The sequence below is a fragment of the Methylocaldum sp. MU1018 genome, assembly GCF_053646775.1.
Window position 1 is genome coordinate 900,256 of record NZ_CM132195.1, and the last position, 14,307, is coordinate 914,562.

General features: G+C 57.7%; 19 protein-coding genes. 11 read left to right on the forward strand and 8 right to left on the reverse strand.

Annotated features, from left to right (window positions below; genetic code table 11):
• The first annotated feature begins 1,164 nt into the window (after nt 1–1,164).
• Together ACWJKU_RS04235 and ACWJKU_RS04240 are read left to right on the forward strand one after the other, a co-directional pair.
• Nucleotides 1,165–1,329 carry an entericidin A/B family lipoprotein gene (locus ACWJKU_RS04235; RefSeq protein ID WP_454146078.1) on the forward strand — a complete coding sequence of 55 codons (165 nt, stop codon included), beginning with the start codon at nt 1,165–1,167 and terminating at the stop codon, nt 1,327–1,329.
• Between the two features lie 240 nt (nt 1,330–1,569).
• Nucleotides 1,570–3,150 carry a peptide chain release factor 3 gene (locus ACWJKU_RS04240; protein WP_454146080.1) on the forward strand — a complete coding sequence of 527 codons (1,581 nt, stop codon included), beginning with the start codon at nt 1,570–1,572 and terminating at the stop codon, nt 3,148–3,150.
• 5 nt (nt 3,151–3,155) lie between these two features.
• Here the strand turns inward: ACWJKU_RS04240 and soxZ are convergent, their stop codons facing one another.
• Nucleotides 3,156–3,467, reverse strand: a complete 312-nt coding sequence (soxZ, locus tag ACWJKU_RS04245) for a thiosulfate oxidation carrier complex protein SoxZ (protein ID WP_454146082.1) — start codon at nt 3,465–3,467, stop codon at nt 3,156–3,158.
• 76 nt (nt 3,468–3,543) lie between these two features.
• Here soxZ and ACWJKU_RS04250 point away from each other — a divergent pair, with 76 nt between their 5' ends.
• Nucleotides 3,544–3,996: a thiosulfate oxidation carrier protein SoxY gene (locus ACWJKU_RS04250; protein WP_454146084.1), complete on the forward strand. Its 453-nt coding sequence runs from the start codon at nt 3,544–3,546 to the stop codon at nt 3,994–3,996.
• A gap of 12 nt (nt 3,997–4,008) precedes the next feature.
• Here the strand turns inward: ACWJKU_RS04250 and ACWJKU_RS04255 are convergent, their stop codons facing one another.
• The 3 genes from ACWJKU_RS04255 to nagZ are packed head-to-tail and all read right to left on the reverse strand — an operon-like array spanning nt 4,009 to nt 6,355.
• Nucleotides 4,009–4,746: an S-methyl-5'-thioinosine phosphorylase gene (locus tag ACWJKU_RS04255; protein ID WP_454146086.1), complete on the reverse strand. Its 738-nt coding sequence runs from the start codon at nt 4,744–4,746 to the stop codon at nt 4,009–4,011.
• A gap of 14 nt (nt 4,747–4,760) precedes the next feature.
• On the reverse strand, nt 4,761–5,312 hold the full coding sequence (locus ACWJKU_RS04260) for a hypoxanthine-guanine phosphoribosyltransferase (protein ID WP_454146088.1): 552 nt from the start codon (nt 5,310–5,312) through the stop codon (nt 4,761–4,763).
• Nucleotides 5,309–6,355, reverse strand: a complete 1,047-nt coding sequence (gene nagZ, locus ACWJKU_RS04265; RefSeq protein ID WP_454146090.1) for a beta-N-acetylhexosaminidase — start codon at nt 6,353–6,355, stop codon at nt 5,309–5,311. The genes ACWJKU_RS04260 and nagZ overlap by 4 nt, the downstream gene beginning before the upstream one ends.
• A gap of 93 nt (nt 6,356–6,448) precedes the next feature.
• Here nagZ and ACWJKU_RS04270 point away from each other — a divergent pair, with 93 nt between their 5' ends.
• On the forward strand, nt 6,449–6,847 hold the full coding sequence (locus ACWJKU_RS04270) for a flagellar basal body-associated FliL family protein (protein WP_454146092.1): 399 nt from the start codon (nt 6,449–6,451) through the stop codon (nt 6,845–6,847).
• 12 nt (nt 6,848–6,859) lie between these two features.
• Entirely contained in the window at nt 6,860–7,204 is a 345-nt protein-coding gene (locus ACWJKU_RS04275; protein ID WP_454146094.1) for a phenylpyruvate tautomerase MIF-related protein, read from the forward strand.
• Between the two features lie 17 nt (nt 7,205–7,221).
• Here ACWJKU_RS04275 and ACWJKU_RS04280 read toward each other — a convergent pair whose 3' ends face one another.
• Nucleotides 7,222–7,437, reverse strand: a complete 216-nt coding sequence (locus ACWJKU_RS04280) for a DUF1244 domain-containing protein (RefSeq protein ID WP_454146096.1) — start codon at nt 7,435–7,437, stop codon at nt 7,222–7,224.
• A gap of 355 nt (nt 7,438–7,792) precedes the next feature.
• On the opposite strand from ACWJKU_RS04280, the gene ACWJKU_RS04285 reads away from it, so the two are divergent.
• Genes ACWJKU_RS04285 through ACWJKU_RS04305 form a run of 5 tightly spaced genes read left to right on the forward strand, consistent with a single transcriptional unit; the run spans nt 7,793 to nt 10,355 of the window.
• Nucleotides 7,793–8,173: a hypothetical protein gene (locus ACWJKU_RS04285; protein ID WP_454146098.1), complete on the forward strand. Its 381-nt coding sequence runs from the start codon at nt 7,793–7,795 to the stop codon at nt 8,171–8,173.
• Nucleotides 8,174–8,206: 33 nt separating this feature from the next.
• Nucleotides 8,207–8,749 (forward strand): septation protein A, encoded by a 543-nt coding sequence (locus ACWJKU_RS04290; RefSeq protein WP_454146100.1) that lies wholly within the window; start codon nt 8,207–8,209, stop codon nt 8,747–8,749.
• Nucleotides 8,749–9,048 carry a YciI family protein gene (locus ACWJKU_RS04295; protein ID WP_454146102.1) on the forward strand — a complete coding sequence of 100 codons (300 nt, stop codon included), beginning with the start codon at nt 8,749–8,751 and terminating at the stop codon, nt 9,046–9,048. Before ACWJKU_RS04290 ends, ACWJKU_RS04295 begins: the two co-directional genes overlap by 1 nt.
• The gene (locus tag ACWJKU_RS04300; protein WP_454146104.1) at nt 9,048–9,338 is read left to right on the forward strand and encodes a BolA family protein; all 291 of its coding nucleotides are present in this window, start codon (nt 9,048–9,050) and stop codon (nt 9,336–9,338) included. Before ACWJKU_RS04295 ends, ACWJKU_RS04300 begins: the two co-directional genes overlap by 1 nt.
• A gap of 39 nt (nt 9,339–9,377) precedes the next feature.
• Nucleotides 9,378–10,355, forward strand: coding sequence for a peptidylprolyl isomerase (locus ACWJKU_RS04305; RefSeq protein ID WP_454146106.1), 978 nt, complete (start codon nt 9,378–9,380; stop codon nt 10,353–10,355).
• A gap of 85 nt (nt 10,356–10,440) precedes the next feature.
• On the opposite strand, the gene ACWJKU_RS04310 is transcribed toward ACWJKU_RS04305, so the two are convergent.
• Nucleotides 10,441–11,052: a GGDEF domain-containing protein gene (locus ACWJKU_RS04310; RefSeq protein WP_454146108.1), complete on the reverse strand. Its 612-nt coding sequence runs from the start codon at nt 11,050–11,052 to the stop codon at nt 10,441–10,443.
• A 60-nt stretch (nt 11,053–11,112) separates the two neighbouring features.
• Complete coding sequence (locus tag ACWJKU_RS04315; protein ID WP_454146110.1) at nt 11,113–12,204, reverse strand: PA0069 family radical SAM protein; 1,092 nt, start codon at nt 12,202–12,204, stop codon at nt 11,113–11,115.
• Between the two features lie 23 nt (nt 12,205–12,227).
• Here ACWJKU_RS04315 and moeA point away from each other — a divergent pair, with 23 nt between their 5' ends.
• A complete protein-coding gene (gene moeA / locus ACWJKU_RS04320) occupies nt 12,228–13,538 on the forward strand; it encodes a molybdopterin molybdotransferase MoeA (RefSeq protein ID WP_454146112.1) in 1,311 nt (436 codons plus the stop codon).
• Between the two features lie 95 nt (nt 13,539–13,633).
• On the opposite strand, the gene ACWJKU_RS04325 is transcribed toward moeA, so the two are convergent.
• Complete coding sequence (locus ACWJKU_RS04325) at nt 13,634–13,957, reverse strand: PilZ domain-containing protein (protein WP_454146114.1); 324 nt, start codon at nt 13,955–13,957, stop codon at nt 13,634–13,636.
• Nucleotides 13,958–14,307 lie beyond the last annotated feature (350 nt).

Genomic DNA, 14,307 nt, shown 5'->3' on the forward strand with positions numbered 1-14,307 from the left:
AGATCGGCTGGACAGGCCGCGCGGTTCCTTGAATCCCCCCTCTAGAGTTGTCCAAAAACAGTCGGCAAAGCGGTTCGTAAGCGGCAGGAATCAAGCCGAAGCGAAAGCGCTTTTGAGCAGCGTTAGAGCTTTCGGGCCTGATTCCGGCGAGCGGATTAGGTTGATGTAGCCGCTAATGGGCACCTCGAAAAACCGTGCACTTCGGCAAGCTCGGTGCAAACGGCTCTAATCAGATCGATCGGTTCCGTTCGTGCCGAGCCTGTCGAAGCCTGAACGGAGTCGGTTTTTCGAGGCGCCCTAATGCCCTGACATTCGGGATCGAAAGCGTGCGGCAGGCGGTATCAAGCCGTTTGCGCATGGCGTATCGGGTTGGCTGTTTTTGAACTCTGTTGCCGCATGGCGGTCTTTCGGAAATCCGTGGCAACGAAGAAACGTACCCGGGGCGCGGCTCATGACTCGATGCGGTAATCTTGCCGTCATCGGACGATCGCCGGTCGACCGCTGGCTTCGCTGCTTTCGAATCGAGTGGCTTAATTCAGTAAGCCGATTTCGAGGGCTTCGAGGTTTGTCTTTAAAGGCGGAGTGGGCGGGAGCGTCGCGGCGCTTGTCGGGATCGGCAGTAAGGCGAAGGTTCGATTCTTTTTCGTCATGACGACATGGCTCGAGATAGTGGTTATGGTCACGTAGCCTGACAATTGCCAGAGCCCCCGGTGGCGCACGGAATTTGTTTATCGTCCGTAACGGTTCTTCTTGTGTAATGCATATCCGTCGCGGCGCGGTCGGCCTGAAGCATTATTTGAGCCATGTTTGTAAGAGGTTAATTGGTAAATGGATAAAGCGGGTCGATTGTTGTTTTTGGGCCTCCGATGTCGCCGGAAAGGAACGGGCAGAATGTTGCGATTGCCACGAAACAGCCCGCAAAAAGCCGCTCATGGAGACCCGCCGATACTGCCCCGTCCGACGAGTCGCCAAAACACGACGCTGTTGTAAAAAAACAAATACAGGGCGCGTAGAGCCGGAAATTCATCGGTAAGCGCTTGCCTCACCCGGGATCGATCTGACCGGTCGAGCGTTTTTCGGCAGGTAGAAAAGATAAGTCCGCCGAACCTGGCCTGTAGAGCCAAGGTATTGAAATCAGCCGCGACTACCCCCTATAGTGGCCGGATGAATTTTGCTACGGGGGCATTTGTGAGGAAATTCGCTCTTGGCGTCCTGATGGGGCTGGTGGTCGCGGCGCTCGCCGGGTGCAATACCGTGTCGGGCTTTGGTAAAGATGTTCAAAAGCTCGGCAGAAAAATGGAAGATGCCGCCGACCGGCACAACAGATAACTTGAATTCACCTTTCCCTAAGAAAGCTCTGATCACATCTCCAATCCGGAGGATTGGACTGGGCAACCGATTGATCTAACAGCCTTCTCTCAGAGGGGAAAGGCTTTTTCGGAGCTTCCCTGAAACGCTTCGAGCGACGGCTACGGCAAGACCCCGATCTCTTTTGCCGAGGACGGCGCGTCCAGGTGCCGTCGCCGGCGACGAGCGCGATATAATTCTCCTTTTTCGTTGCAACTTTCGATGTCTGAATTTCTCTCGGAATTAAGCCGCCGCCGCACCTTCGCCATCATTTCCCATCCGGACGCCGGTAAAACCACGTTGACCGAAAAGCTCCTCCTGTTCGGCGGCGCGATCCAGCTTGCCGGTTCCGTCAAAGGCCGCAAAGCGGCTCGCCATGCCACCTCGGACTGGATGGAGATGGAAAAGCAAAGAGGCATCTCGGTGACGACTTCGGTGATGCAGTTCGAACACAAGGACAAAATTTTCAACCTGCTGGATACCCCGGGGCACGAGGATTTTTCGGAGGATACCTACCGGACGCTCACGGCGGTGGATTCCGCCCTGATGGTGATCGACAGCGCCAAGGGCGTCGAGGAACGAACCATCAAGCTCATGGAGGTATGCCGGCTGCGGGACACCCCGATTCTGACCTTCATCAACAAGCTCGATCGGGAAGGGCGGGAGCCTATCGAACTGCTGGACGAGATCGAGCGCGTCTTGAAGATTCAATGCGCGCCCATGACCTGGCCCATCGGCATGGGCAAGCGTTTCAAGGGTGTATATCAGCTATATTCCGATGCGGTTCAGTTGTTCAGCCCTTCCCACGGCGACCGCATCGTCGAGGGAGAGGTGATCCAGGGGCTGGACCATCCTCGATTGGACGACATACTGGGGGATCAGGCCGACGAGTTGCGGATGGAGATCGAACTGGTACGCGGCGCCAGTCACGAGTTCGATTTTCAAGCGTACCTTGCCGGAAAGCAGACGCCGGTATTTTTCGGGTCGGCGATCAACAACTTCGGGGTGCTGGAATTATTGGACGCATTTGCGGACTATGCGCCGCCGCCTCAATCGCGGCAGGCCCGCGAGCGCGCGGTGGAGCCCGATGAAGAAAAATTCACCGGCTTCGTCTTCAAGATTCAGGCGAACATGGATCCGGCGCACCGCGACCGCATCGCCTTTTTGCGGATCTGTTCGGGCAAATACGTGAAGGGCATGCGAATGCATCACGTCCGCACCGGCAAGACCGTGCAGATCGCCAATGCCATCACGTTTCAGGCCGATTCCCGCACCAACGTCGATGAAGCGTATCCGGGCGACATCATCGGCTTGCACAACCACGGTACGATCCAGGTGGGCGATACCTTCAGCCAGGGCGAGACGCTCAAATACGAGGGGGTGCCGTATTTCGCTCCCGAACTGTTCCGCCGGGTAGTGCTGAAGGACCCGCTCCGGGCCAAAGCCTTGCAAAAAGGTTTGCAGCAGTTGACCGAAGAAGGTGCGACCCAGCTCTTTCGGCCGCTCAAAAATAACGATCTCATTCTGGGCGCCGTGGGCGTGCTGCAGTTCGACGTGACCGCCTTCCGCTTGAAATCCGAGTACAACGTGGAGTGCGTTTACGACAACGTGCCGGTCACCACGGCGCGCTGGGTCGGATGCGACGACCCGAAGAAGCTGGAAGAGTTCAAGCGCAAGGTCTTCGACAATTTGGCCGAAGACGGCAGCGGTTATCTGGTCTATCTGGCGAGCAGCCGGGTCAACTTGCAGCTCACCCAGGAGCGCTGGCCGGATATCCGCTTCAGCGCGACCCGCGAATTGTAAGAAGGCTAACCGACCGTGCTTTCGGCGCTGCCGGTGATCCCTAAGTTGTCCGTCCAGGTGACACGGATGTCGTCACCGGTTTTCCCGCCGCGAAATCGGAGCGCGATGTAGGGATCTTTGGATACGGCCGTGCTGAGTTCGCAGCTTGCGATCAGGTGTCGGTTGCACTCTATTCTCACTTCTCGGATAAAGTGAGCGGGAACGGTTCTTCCCGTCAGGTCATCCCGGCGGCGTCCGGTTTCCATCGGATGGGTGATGAGCATGCGGACGGTGGTCAGGCCGTTTTCGTGCTTGGCGCGTATTTTGATGTTGGACATTTTCGGCGACCGAGATCGGGCAAGGTCAAAGTTTAAGGTTATCAGCAGAGTACTCGGATTCAAGCCGGGATACGAAATGGCGCAATCCAGACGTAATTTTTTTCGGGCGTTGGCGGCTTCGGTCGTGCTGTCCGGGCCTTGGGCGGCCGTGCTCGGAGCGGCAAAATCGAAAGCGCCTCAACGCATGGAGAACGGTTTCAGCCGATTGCTCGCCGATGTGTTGGCGGGAGCGTCATGGACCGAAACCGATCGAATCGCGATCGATGTGCCGGACCTGGCCGAGAACGGGGCGATCGTGCCGGTTTCGGTCGAAAGCCAGCTTCCGAACACCTCGCGCATCCTCATCTTTGTGGAAAAGAATCCGACGCCCCTGGCGGCTCAGATTCGTTTCCAACCCGGGACCGACGGGTTCGCATCCTTGCGCCTGAAGATGAACGGGACCGGCCCGATTCTGGTCATTGCGGAGTCGGAGGGAAAGTTTTTCGGAACGCAAAAGACGGTGAAGGTCATGGTCGGCGGCTGCGGTTAGACCGCCGGTGCCTCAGGCCTGTACGAAATGCCTCAAGATCGATGTCAGATCGGCCATTCCGGCCGCCAGGTTCGCTTCGATCTCCGTCATGGTGATCTCGGCGGCCGTTTTTCCCGCCGCCCAGTTGGCGATCACGGCGCAGCAGGCGTAATCGAGTCCGAGTTCGCGCGCCAGGGCGGCCTCCGGCATGCCGGTCATTCCGACGAGGTCGCAGCCGTCGCGCTCCATGCGGCTGATTTCCGCCGCGGTTTCCAGCCGGGGTCCCTGCGTGCAGCCGTATACGCCGCCGTCGATGGCGCTGACTCCGGCGACCTGCGCTGCCGTCAAAACCTTTTCCCGCAGCCAGGGACTATAGGGGTGGGTGAAATCGACGTGGGTCACGAGTTCGAGATCGGTCTCGAAGAACGTGTGCGGCCGTCCGTAGGTGTAGTCGATGATCTGACGAGGGATGGCGATTTTTCCCGGTACCATGTCGGCGCGAATGCCGCCTACCGCGGCGACTGCCAAAATACTGGCGACGCCGGCTTCTTTCAGCGCCCAGATGTTGGCGCGGTAATTGATCTTGTGCGGCGGAATGATGTGCGGGTTGCCGTGGCGCGCCAGAAACACCAACTCCTGCTGGTGAAGGCGGCCGAAAACCAGTTCCGAGGACGGGTCTCCATACGGCGTGGCGATTCGTTCGCGGCGGACGATCGTGAGGTCGGGGAGCCGTGTGAGGCCGGTTCCCCCGATGATGGCCATTAGAGTCATGACGGTTCTCTTTATCAGTACACGTGCTTGCAGGCGAAGATGCCCGGCCAATTGCGAAGATAGCTCTTATAGTCCATGCCGAACCCGAACAGATAGCGGTCTTCGGCTTCCAATCCGATGAAATCGGCGCGACATGGCTTTTCCCTGTCCAGCTTCTTGTCTACGATGACGGCCGTATACACGGCTTCGGCGCCTTCTTCCAGGCAGAATTTCCGAATCTCCGCCAGCGTAATGCCTTCGTCCAGGATGTCGTCGATGACGAGTACGGTTCGGCCGCGGAGAGGAATGGTCGGTTTCAAGAGCCAGCGAATCTCGCTGCCGCGGGTTTCTCCCTGATAGCGCCCGGCTTTGATGGAGTCGATTTCCAAGGGAAAACGCAGGCGCAGGGCGAGCTCCGCGGTGGGAATGATGCCGCCGTTGAGAACCGAAATCAGCAGAGGGCTTTTATCGCCGATCAATGCGGTGATTTCGGCCGCCATGCGGTCGATAGCGGCTTCGACCTCGCTTCCGGTAAAAAGGCGGTCGGCTTCGGCGATCACTCGTTCGATTTCTTCGGATTTGTTCATGCGAATCCCGGTTGTTCGTTGATGGATGCGATCAGGTCTGCGGCGCGCCGCCAGTCCTTGCCGGCCAACAAGTCGTCTCGATCCACGGGAAAGCGGCCCCGCATGCGCTGAAGGCGGGCTTCGCGGTCCGCGCCGGAATGATTCCGCAAGGATTCGAGGACTTCGCTGGCAGCATCGGGCATGTTGCAGACGAGGACCATGTCGCAGCCCGCTTCGAGCGCCAGCCGGGCGCGGTCGACATGGTTTCCGGCAAAGGCGGCGCCGGCCATGGACAGGTCGTCGCTGAACACGGTTCCGCCGAATCCGAGCCGACGGCGGAGAACTTCCCGAATCCAAAACGGCGAGAAGCCGGCCGGCCGCTCATCGCTGGCCGCGTAAATCACATGGGCCGGCATGATTCCTTCCAGCCCGAATTCGATCAAGGCTCGGAAGGGCTGCAAGTCGCGTCCTTCGATGTCATCCAGGCGGCGACGGTCAACCGGCAATGCGAGATGGGAGTCCTCCGCCACGCCGCCGTGTCCGGGAAAATGCTTGCCCACGGCCGCCATGCCGGCTCGTCGCATGCCTCTCGCAAAGGCTCGGGCGAGCGCCGCGGTTTCGGAAGGATCGCGGGAAAATGCGCGGTTGCCGATGATCTCGCTGATGCCGGAGTCGACATCCAAAACGGGCGCGAAACTGAAATCGACATCGACCGCCCGGAGTTCGGCCGCCATGACCCAGCCGGCGGTTTCGGCCATCGCCTCGGCGAGTTCCGGTTGCCCGTTCGCGGCCTCGCGATAACGGGCCGCGGGCGGCAATCGCGTAAATCCTTCGCGGAAACGCTGCACGCGGCCGCCTTCGTGATCCGCGGCGATCAGGATTTCTGGGCGCAAAGCGCGGATTTCGCGCACCAGATTCATGAGTTGACTCGGCGACTCGTAATTCCGGCTGAACAAGATGAGTCCGCCCGCGGCCGGGTGGGTCAATTTGTCCTTCTCATCGGAACTTAGAGAGAGACCCTGTAGATCGAGCATCACAGGACCCAAAAGTTTAGGTGGTCTCATGAGAGTCGGCCGTAAATACTGAAGGCCCACGATTTTAAACTATAATCGGGCGAACGCGACGAGCGTTGACCAAAAGCCATTGGGGAATCTGCCGTGGGAAGATCGAGAATTCTGGCTTCGTTTCTTCTTTTTTTTCTGAGCCCGCTCGGTTATGCCTCGAGCGGCGAAGACGGCGAGGGAGGCGGGGTCGAATATTTGCCGTTGGAGTCGGTGCTGGTAAATCTCGAGGGCCGGCGCCATTATCTTAGGGCCGAGATTCAACTGCTGGTCGATAGCAAGGCACACGCGGAAAAAATCAAAATGCACACGCCGCCGATCCGGCATGCCTTGATCATGCTTTTTTCCAATCGCAATCCCGAACAGCTTTCCGCGGCCGATGAGCGTGAGAAGCTTCGCCAGGCGGCGTTGCGGGACGTTACCAAAATTCTGGAAAAATACGGCGTGAGCGAAGGATTACAGGATTTGTTTTTTACCGACTTTCTTGTCCAGTAGAGGAGTTGCGCTATGCCTTATCTGACGATACGAACCAATCGATCGGTTTCTCCCGACCGGCGCGAGAGGCTTTTGGTTGCGGCTTCGAGCCTGTTGGCGAAGGAACTTGGAAAGCCCGAAGCGTATGTCATGGTGAGTTTGATCGGCGATGTTCCTATGCTGTTCGCCGGCACCGGCGAGCTGGCGGCCTATCTGGAGCTCAAGAGCATCGGGCTGCCGGCCGCTCAGATCAAGTCGCTGTCCCGGGAGATCAGCGGCTTGCTGGAGCAGCAGCTTAATATTTCCCCGGCGCGGGTTTATATCGAATTTACCGACATTAAGGGCAGCCATTGGGGCTGGAACGGCGGAACGTTTTAAAGCGCCGCTCCGCGGGGCTAGTGCCCGGCGGCCTCCTCGCGGCGCTGAATGTCCTCCAAGGCCTTGAGTTGCTCCGGCGTGGCCTCTCTTTGATACTTGGCCTTCCATTCGGCGTATGGCATGCCGTAAACGACTTCTTGCGCTGCCGGATAATCCATGTCGACATTTCGTTCCTTGGCCGCGGCGCTGTACCATTTGGCCAGGCAATTGCGGCAGAAACCCGCCAGAATCATCAGATCTATGTTCTGTACGTCGGAATGGTCTCTCAGATGCTGCAGCAAACGTCGGAAAGTAGCTGCTTCTAGTTCGATTCGGGTTTGTTCGTCCATAGGTCCGGTTGTGTCTGCTTGGCTGAAGTCTGTTTGAACATTTGACCAGGAACCTTGGAATAGCTCAACGACTCGATAAGGAAATCGCGCCGTATCCGTTCGAAGGACTCCCGGTAACGCCCGGAGCGTTTTCCATGCGCACGTTGTCGAGGATTTGGGTTTTAGTATAGGCCGGCAGGGTGTTGTGGAGCATAAAGTTCTATGAAATATTATGTATGATAAGGGATTGGATAGGTAAAGTCCTAGGTGCCTCGTGACAATGGATATTCAAAAAGTCACCGCCTACTCGGCTCGCGTACTGGCTGAAATAAAACAGCTGCCCGAGCCTGCGGTTGCCCGGAATGCCGGCCCGTCGAGGTCAAGAACAGGGATCGGGAGCGAAAAAAGCGATATTGGAGCGGAGACTCGCAATTCAGGCGGTGTTGCCGCACCGGATACGCTGAAAGCCGTTCTCAATCACCTCGATCAATTGGCCAAGCTGCGAGATAAGGCGGAAGAGCAGCGAGCCGGGCAATACCAGACGATCCCGAGCGCCAGAACGAAGTACGCGCTCAACGCCTATCTAGCGCAATCCGATTTGCCGCAATACGAGGCAAAAAACGCTCTCAGCCAAATGTTGGGCGTGGATGACTACGCCTGATTTGGAATCTCGTCCTTCACCCGTATCCGAACCATGAAGTTACTGTTCGATTTTTTTCCGATTTTCCTTTTTTTCATTGCGTTTAAAGTTTCCGGCATTTATGCCGCGACTCTCACCGCTATCGTCGCTACCGTCGTTCAGGTGGGCGTCACCTGGTTCAGGACGCGCAAAGTCGAGCCCATGCACCTGGTATCGCTGGCGATCATCGTTATTTTCGGCGGCGCGACGCTGTTTTTGAAAGACGAACTGTTCATCAAATGGAAGCCGACCGTGCTCAACTGGCTGTTCGGCGTAGCTTTTCTGGCCAGCCACCTGTTTAGCAAGCGAACGCTGATAGAACGCATGCTGGGCGGTCAGATTGAACTGCCGGGATCAGTTTGGCGCAGATTGAATCTAAGTTGGATGTTCTTCTTCGTCGCTCTTGGTGGCGTCAATCTGTTTGTTATATACAATTTCGATACGGAAACCTGGGTCAACTTCAAGCTTTTCGGCCTGTTGGGGCTGACCTTCGTGTTTGTCGTCGCCCAGTCCTTCTATCTATCCCGCTTTTTGCCCGAGCCCAAGCCGGAGGAGTAATGCTTTACGCCATTATTTGTGAAGATGCCGAAGGCAGTCTTCCGTTTCGCCAGGAGACGCGCCCGGCGCATCTCGAACGGTTGAAAGCGTTGCAAGCCGAAGGGCGGTTGATCCTGGCAGGTCCTCATCCGGCCGTCGATTGCGAAGATCCGGGCGAAGCCGGATTTACCGGCAGCTTGATCGTCGCCGAGTTCCCTACTTTGGCCGCGGCCCAGGCTTGGGCGGATCAGGATCCTTATCGCCAGGCCGGAGTCTATGCGCGAGTGACAGTCAAACCATTCAAGAAGGTATTTCCTTAATGACGAGTCGAGTCGAAAAAATCAGGAGTCGATTGAAAGATGCGCTCTCGCCGGTCCATCTGGATATTGTGGACAACAGTCTGGCGCACGCCGGCCATTCGGGCGCCATGGAAACCGGCGGCGGACATTTTTATGCGACTATCGTGTCCGAGGCTTTTGAAGGAAAGAGTTCGGTTCAGCGGCACCAGTTGGTTTATCGTGCGCTGGGCGATCTGATGCAGAAAGAGATACACGCCCTTAACATCAAGGCTTTCACTCCCCTTGAATTTCAACAAGAAGGAAACTCATAAATGAAGACATACTCACTTGTCGCAGCCATCGCCAGCGCAGTGGTCATCGCCGGATGCAACAACGTTGGCACCGAGGTTCAAAAGGGTGCGACAAGCACGGCAGAGGCCCCGACGGCTGAAAATTCGGTCGCCGTAGTCAACGGCAAGGCGATCAGCAGGCCCGCGGTCGAGATTTTGTCGTCGGAACTGGCTCAGCGCCGCGGCGAAAACAGCGTACCGGAGGACAAGATTGTTGATGAGCTGATCAAGCGCGAATTGCTCCGCCAGGAAGCCGAGGCTCAGCAACTGACTAAAGATCCGAAGTACGCCGCACGCGTGGAAAATGCAGACCGCATGGTGTTGTCGCAAATCGCCGTAGAGCATTTTCTTAACACCGCTCCGATCACGGATGAAGATTTGAAGAAGGAATATGATCAGCGGATCGGCTCGATGAAGCTGACCGAGTACAAGGCCAAGCATATTCTGGTCGATACCGAAGATGCGGCGAAGGATGTGATAAAGCGGCTGCAAAAAGGGGAAAAATTCGCCGATTTGGCAAAAAAACTTTCCAAAGATCCGGGTTCCAAGGGAAGCGGCGGCGATTTGGGCTGGTTTAACCCGCAACAAATGGTGCCGCCTTTCGCGGATGCCGTGGTCGCGCTCAAGAATGGCGAATTGACCCAAACTCCGGTTCAGACTCAATTCGGCTGGCATGTGATCCAGCGCGAAGATTCGCGAGACCAGCCGCCACCGCCTTTTGAGGATGTTAAAGATCAATTGCGGTCCATGGTGCAAACCCAAAAGCTGCAACAGCACATTGCCGAGCTGAAAAATAAGGCAAAGATAGAGCAGTTCCAGAAACCGCAACCGGCAGAGGCGCCTGCGCCCGATTCGTCGCAGCAACCCGGCGCCGCTCCGGAGGCGGGCAAGCCGCAACCGGAGGCGCCGGCGCCAAGTCCCGCGGCCGATCCGTCAAAACAGCAGCCGGAAGGTAGCCCGGAAACAAGCACGCCCGAATCGCAGAAGCCCGCCGAGTAAACCCGTACCGACTGCTGGAGCCGGGGATGTTCTCCGGCTCTAACAGTTGGCGGCGTATTGTCGCGAGGTCTGTCTTTTGCTCGGTTTAACAAATCCGCTGCTGATGACACGTGACACGATTTCGGCCGTTGTTTTTGGCGTGATACAGGGACTTGTCGGCCGCTTCGACAAGTCGCGATTCGGCGGCATCGATCCCTCTGACCTTGCCCGGATCCAAAGTGGCTACGCCGATCGACAGGCTTAGCTTCAGCGTCTCGCCGTCCTTGTCGTAAAACGCGCGGTCGGCGATGCGCCTGCGGATTCGTTCTGCGACGCCGATGGCAGCCCGATCGTCCGTTCCCGTAGAGAGAAGCGCCACGAATTCTTCGCCGCCGTGGCGCGCCAATATGTCGTTGTTGCGCAGCATGGAGCGGAGGGTCCGTGCCGCTTCGATCAATACTCGATCGCCGCTTTGATGCCTATAGGTATCATTGATCGCCTTGAAGCGATCGACGTCCAAAAACAAACATGACAGACATTCGCCGCTGTGTAGCGCCCGGCCGACCTCTTCGCTGGCGCGTTGTTCGAAATAACGCCGATTGTCGAGGCCGGTGGGCGTGTCGATCAGGCTGGTTCTTCGCGGCAGCTCGAAGTTCAGAATGTTTTCCGGGCATACGCTGAGCACGCACGCCAGGCGGCCCGGAAAATCCGTCGCCATCTGTCCGCAAAAACGAGCCGTGTCGGTGCTTGCAAATTGTTTTGCAGGCTCGGGCGAGCGTCAAAACAGGCTGGTCTGTACCGGTGCATCGTCGGGGCGCCGAAAAAGATCCGTGTTTAGGCGGATTTCAGTGGCGTTGAGTCCCGTTTTCTTGAGAGCCAGCAGAAATCGTTTCCGGATGAGCTCGGCATAAAGGCCCGATCCGGACTGGCGAATGCCGAAGCTCGATTCGTACGGTTTGCCGCCATGAATATCGCGCAGCCGCGCCAGCACGTGCTTGGCCTTCAGCGGAAAGCGGGCTTCCAGCCATTCGCGAAATAACTCCTCCAGTTCGAGAGGGAGCCGCAGCATGATGTAATCGGCTCGAACGGCACCATGGGCCGCCGCTCGATCGATAATGCCTTCAAGTTCCGCATCCGTCAGAATCGGAATCACCGGAGCGATCAGTACGGTAACCGGTATGCCGGCATCCGCCAACAGGCGGACCGTTTGAAGGCGGCGTTGCGGACTGGCGGCCCGCGGTTCCATGATTCGGGCCAAGTCTTTGTCGAGCGTGGTGATGGAAATCTGGACTTGGGTCAGATGTTCCCGCGCCATCGCCGAAAGGATCTCGAGATCGCGTTCGATCAGGGCCGATTTGGTCGTGATGCTGACCGGATGGCGGTATTCGTAAAGCACCTCGAGGACCCGCCGGGTAATGCGCCATTCCTTCTCGATGGGTTGATAGGGGTCGGTGTTGGCGCCCAACGCAATCGGGGAAGGGCAGTGGGTCTTCCTGGCCAATTCCCTGCGCAGCAGAGCCGCCGCATCGGGCTTGGCGAACAGCCGGGTTTCGAAATCCAGGCCCGGCGACAATCCCAGGTAAGCATGAGTGGGCCGCGCATAGCAGTAGATGCAGCCGTGCTCGCAGCCCCGGTAGGCATTGATCGACTGATCGAACGGGATGTCCGGCGATCGGTTGCGGGCGATAATGCTTCGGGCGGTTTCGCAAGCTACCGTGGTTTTTGGCGGAGGCGCTTCTTCGGACCACCAGCCATCGTCGATCTTTTCACGAGCGGTTTCGGAGTAGCGGGACTCTCGGTTCGTGATGGCTCCCCGGCCTTTGATCGGTGAATTCGGAACGTTTTTTTTGTCGAATTTATCGTCGCTCATTCTTGGCACCAATAGTACCATTCATGCCAGCGCCGAATAATTTCCAGCTTGGTCTTGCCATGACGACGACTTCGATTGACCGCCCCAGTTGCAGCGACGATGAGGAACGCGACGCGCTTCATGTCGACGAGGCGTTAAGGCGTATGCTGGACGCCGTATCTTCGGTCAAGGGCTATGAGCAGGTCGGCATCCTTGAGGCCGTTGCCAGAGTTTTGCACGAACCGGTGGTCTCGCCGTTCGATGTCCCGCCGCATACCAATGCGGCCGTCGATGGTTATGCCGTAAGCGGGAACGATTTGCCGCCATTGGGGGAGGTTGCGAGAGTACGGGTGGCGGGTGCGGCTCTGGCGGGAAAACCGTTTGCCGGAACCGTGCCCCCGGGCCAGGCGGTGCGCATCATGACTGGCGCGCCTATGCCGGCCGGGACCGATACCGTGCTGATGCAGGAGCATGTCGATATCGACGGGGATTGGGTTTGCATCGCCGGGGGACGGCATCGCACCGCGGATAATGTCCGCATGGCCGGCGAAGACATCGGGCGAGGTGAAACGGTTCTGAACCAGGGGCGCTATCTGACGCCGCCGGATATCGGACTGATCGCCTCTTTGGGCGTGGGTGAGATCAAGGTCAAGCGGCGGCCTCGGGTCGCACTTTTGTCGACCGGAAACGAAGTGCATCAAATCGGCCGGCCGCTGGGCGTCGGCGGCATATACGACAGCAACCGGTATACGCTCCATTCGGCGTTGAAACGGTTGAGCGTCAAGGTGATGGACCAAGGCATCGTGCCCGACGATCCCGAACTGCTGCGAGAAGCTTTGGCGAGAAGCGCGGCTGCTGCCGATGTGGTCATTTCCTCGGGAGGCGTGTCGGTGGGGGAGGCCGATTTCGTCAAGGATGTGCTGTCTTCGATAGGCGATATCGGTTTTTGGAAGGTCGCTATGAAGCCGGGACGCCCCCTGGCTTTCGGAACCATCGGCGCATCGACTTTCATCGGGCTGCCGGGCAATCCGGTCGCCACGATGGTGGGTTTCTATCAATTCGTCCTTCCGCTGCTCGAGAAAAAAATGGGAATTCTGGAGCGGCCGGTCATTCCCACGTTGAAAGCCACGTGCATTGAACGGCTCGCCAAGAAGCCCGGTCGTACGGAATATCAGCGGGGAATTCTCGAAAGAACCCGAACCGGCGACTGGCTGGTCCGCGCGAGCGGCAAACAGGGTTCCGGCATTCTTCGCTCGATGAGTCTGGCCAATGCCCTGATCGTCCTGGAGCACGACCGCGCGGCCGTGGAACCCGGCGAAACGGTCGAAGTGTTGCCTTTTGCCTGTCTGATGTAGCCTGCGAGAGGCTGATCCGCGCTTTGAGGAACGCAGCCTCGGTTTGGCCCGATCGGGCGGCCCTGTCTCGATCTCGGATGCAGAGGAATCGACGGCTAGATTTTGCGCGAATCCGCCGCCTTGACCGGATGCCAGAAGCCGAGGCCGATGCCGTGCCGCGATTCTCGTACGATAATGACCGAATAACGAGCCAGCCGCACCAGATTCCCGTGCCTGAGCGTGAAAATCAACCGGGCCGGTTCTCCGATGAGCTTTCTCAGCGGTTCCTTGGTTTCGATGAAAACGCCTGAACGGCTGATGTTTTTCGCGACCCCTCGTAAAGGGGCGCTCGACGGCATGATCAAATAGGCGGAAATTTGCGAATCCAGCCGCGGCGCGCGCCGACGTTCCTTCTCTGAATTTATTTTGCTTCCTATCATATGGGGTGCCCGGTTGTCGTGGATATGGGTGCGCTCACAAACGCTGATCGATCGCGTCCGTTGATGAGCGGGCGATACGTTGCGTGCCTCGGATGCAGCTACAGGGCGATGATACCAGGCGATCAAAGCGCATAAAATCGTTAATCGGACCGTTTTTCAGACGGGCTTTGGTAGCGTAATCGATTCGTTATCTGTAACATTTTCCGATTGGACCTTTTTCTCAGAATACAAACGTTGACCTTGTTCGGATGGCAAAGTCAGAATTGCACGATTTTGTATCACTGGATCAACGACTCAACAAACATGCCAGAAATTCTTTCGTTCCAAGCAATGCCACAGGTCGGAATTCA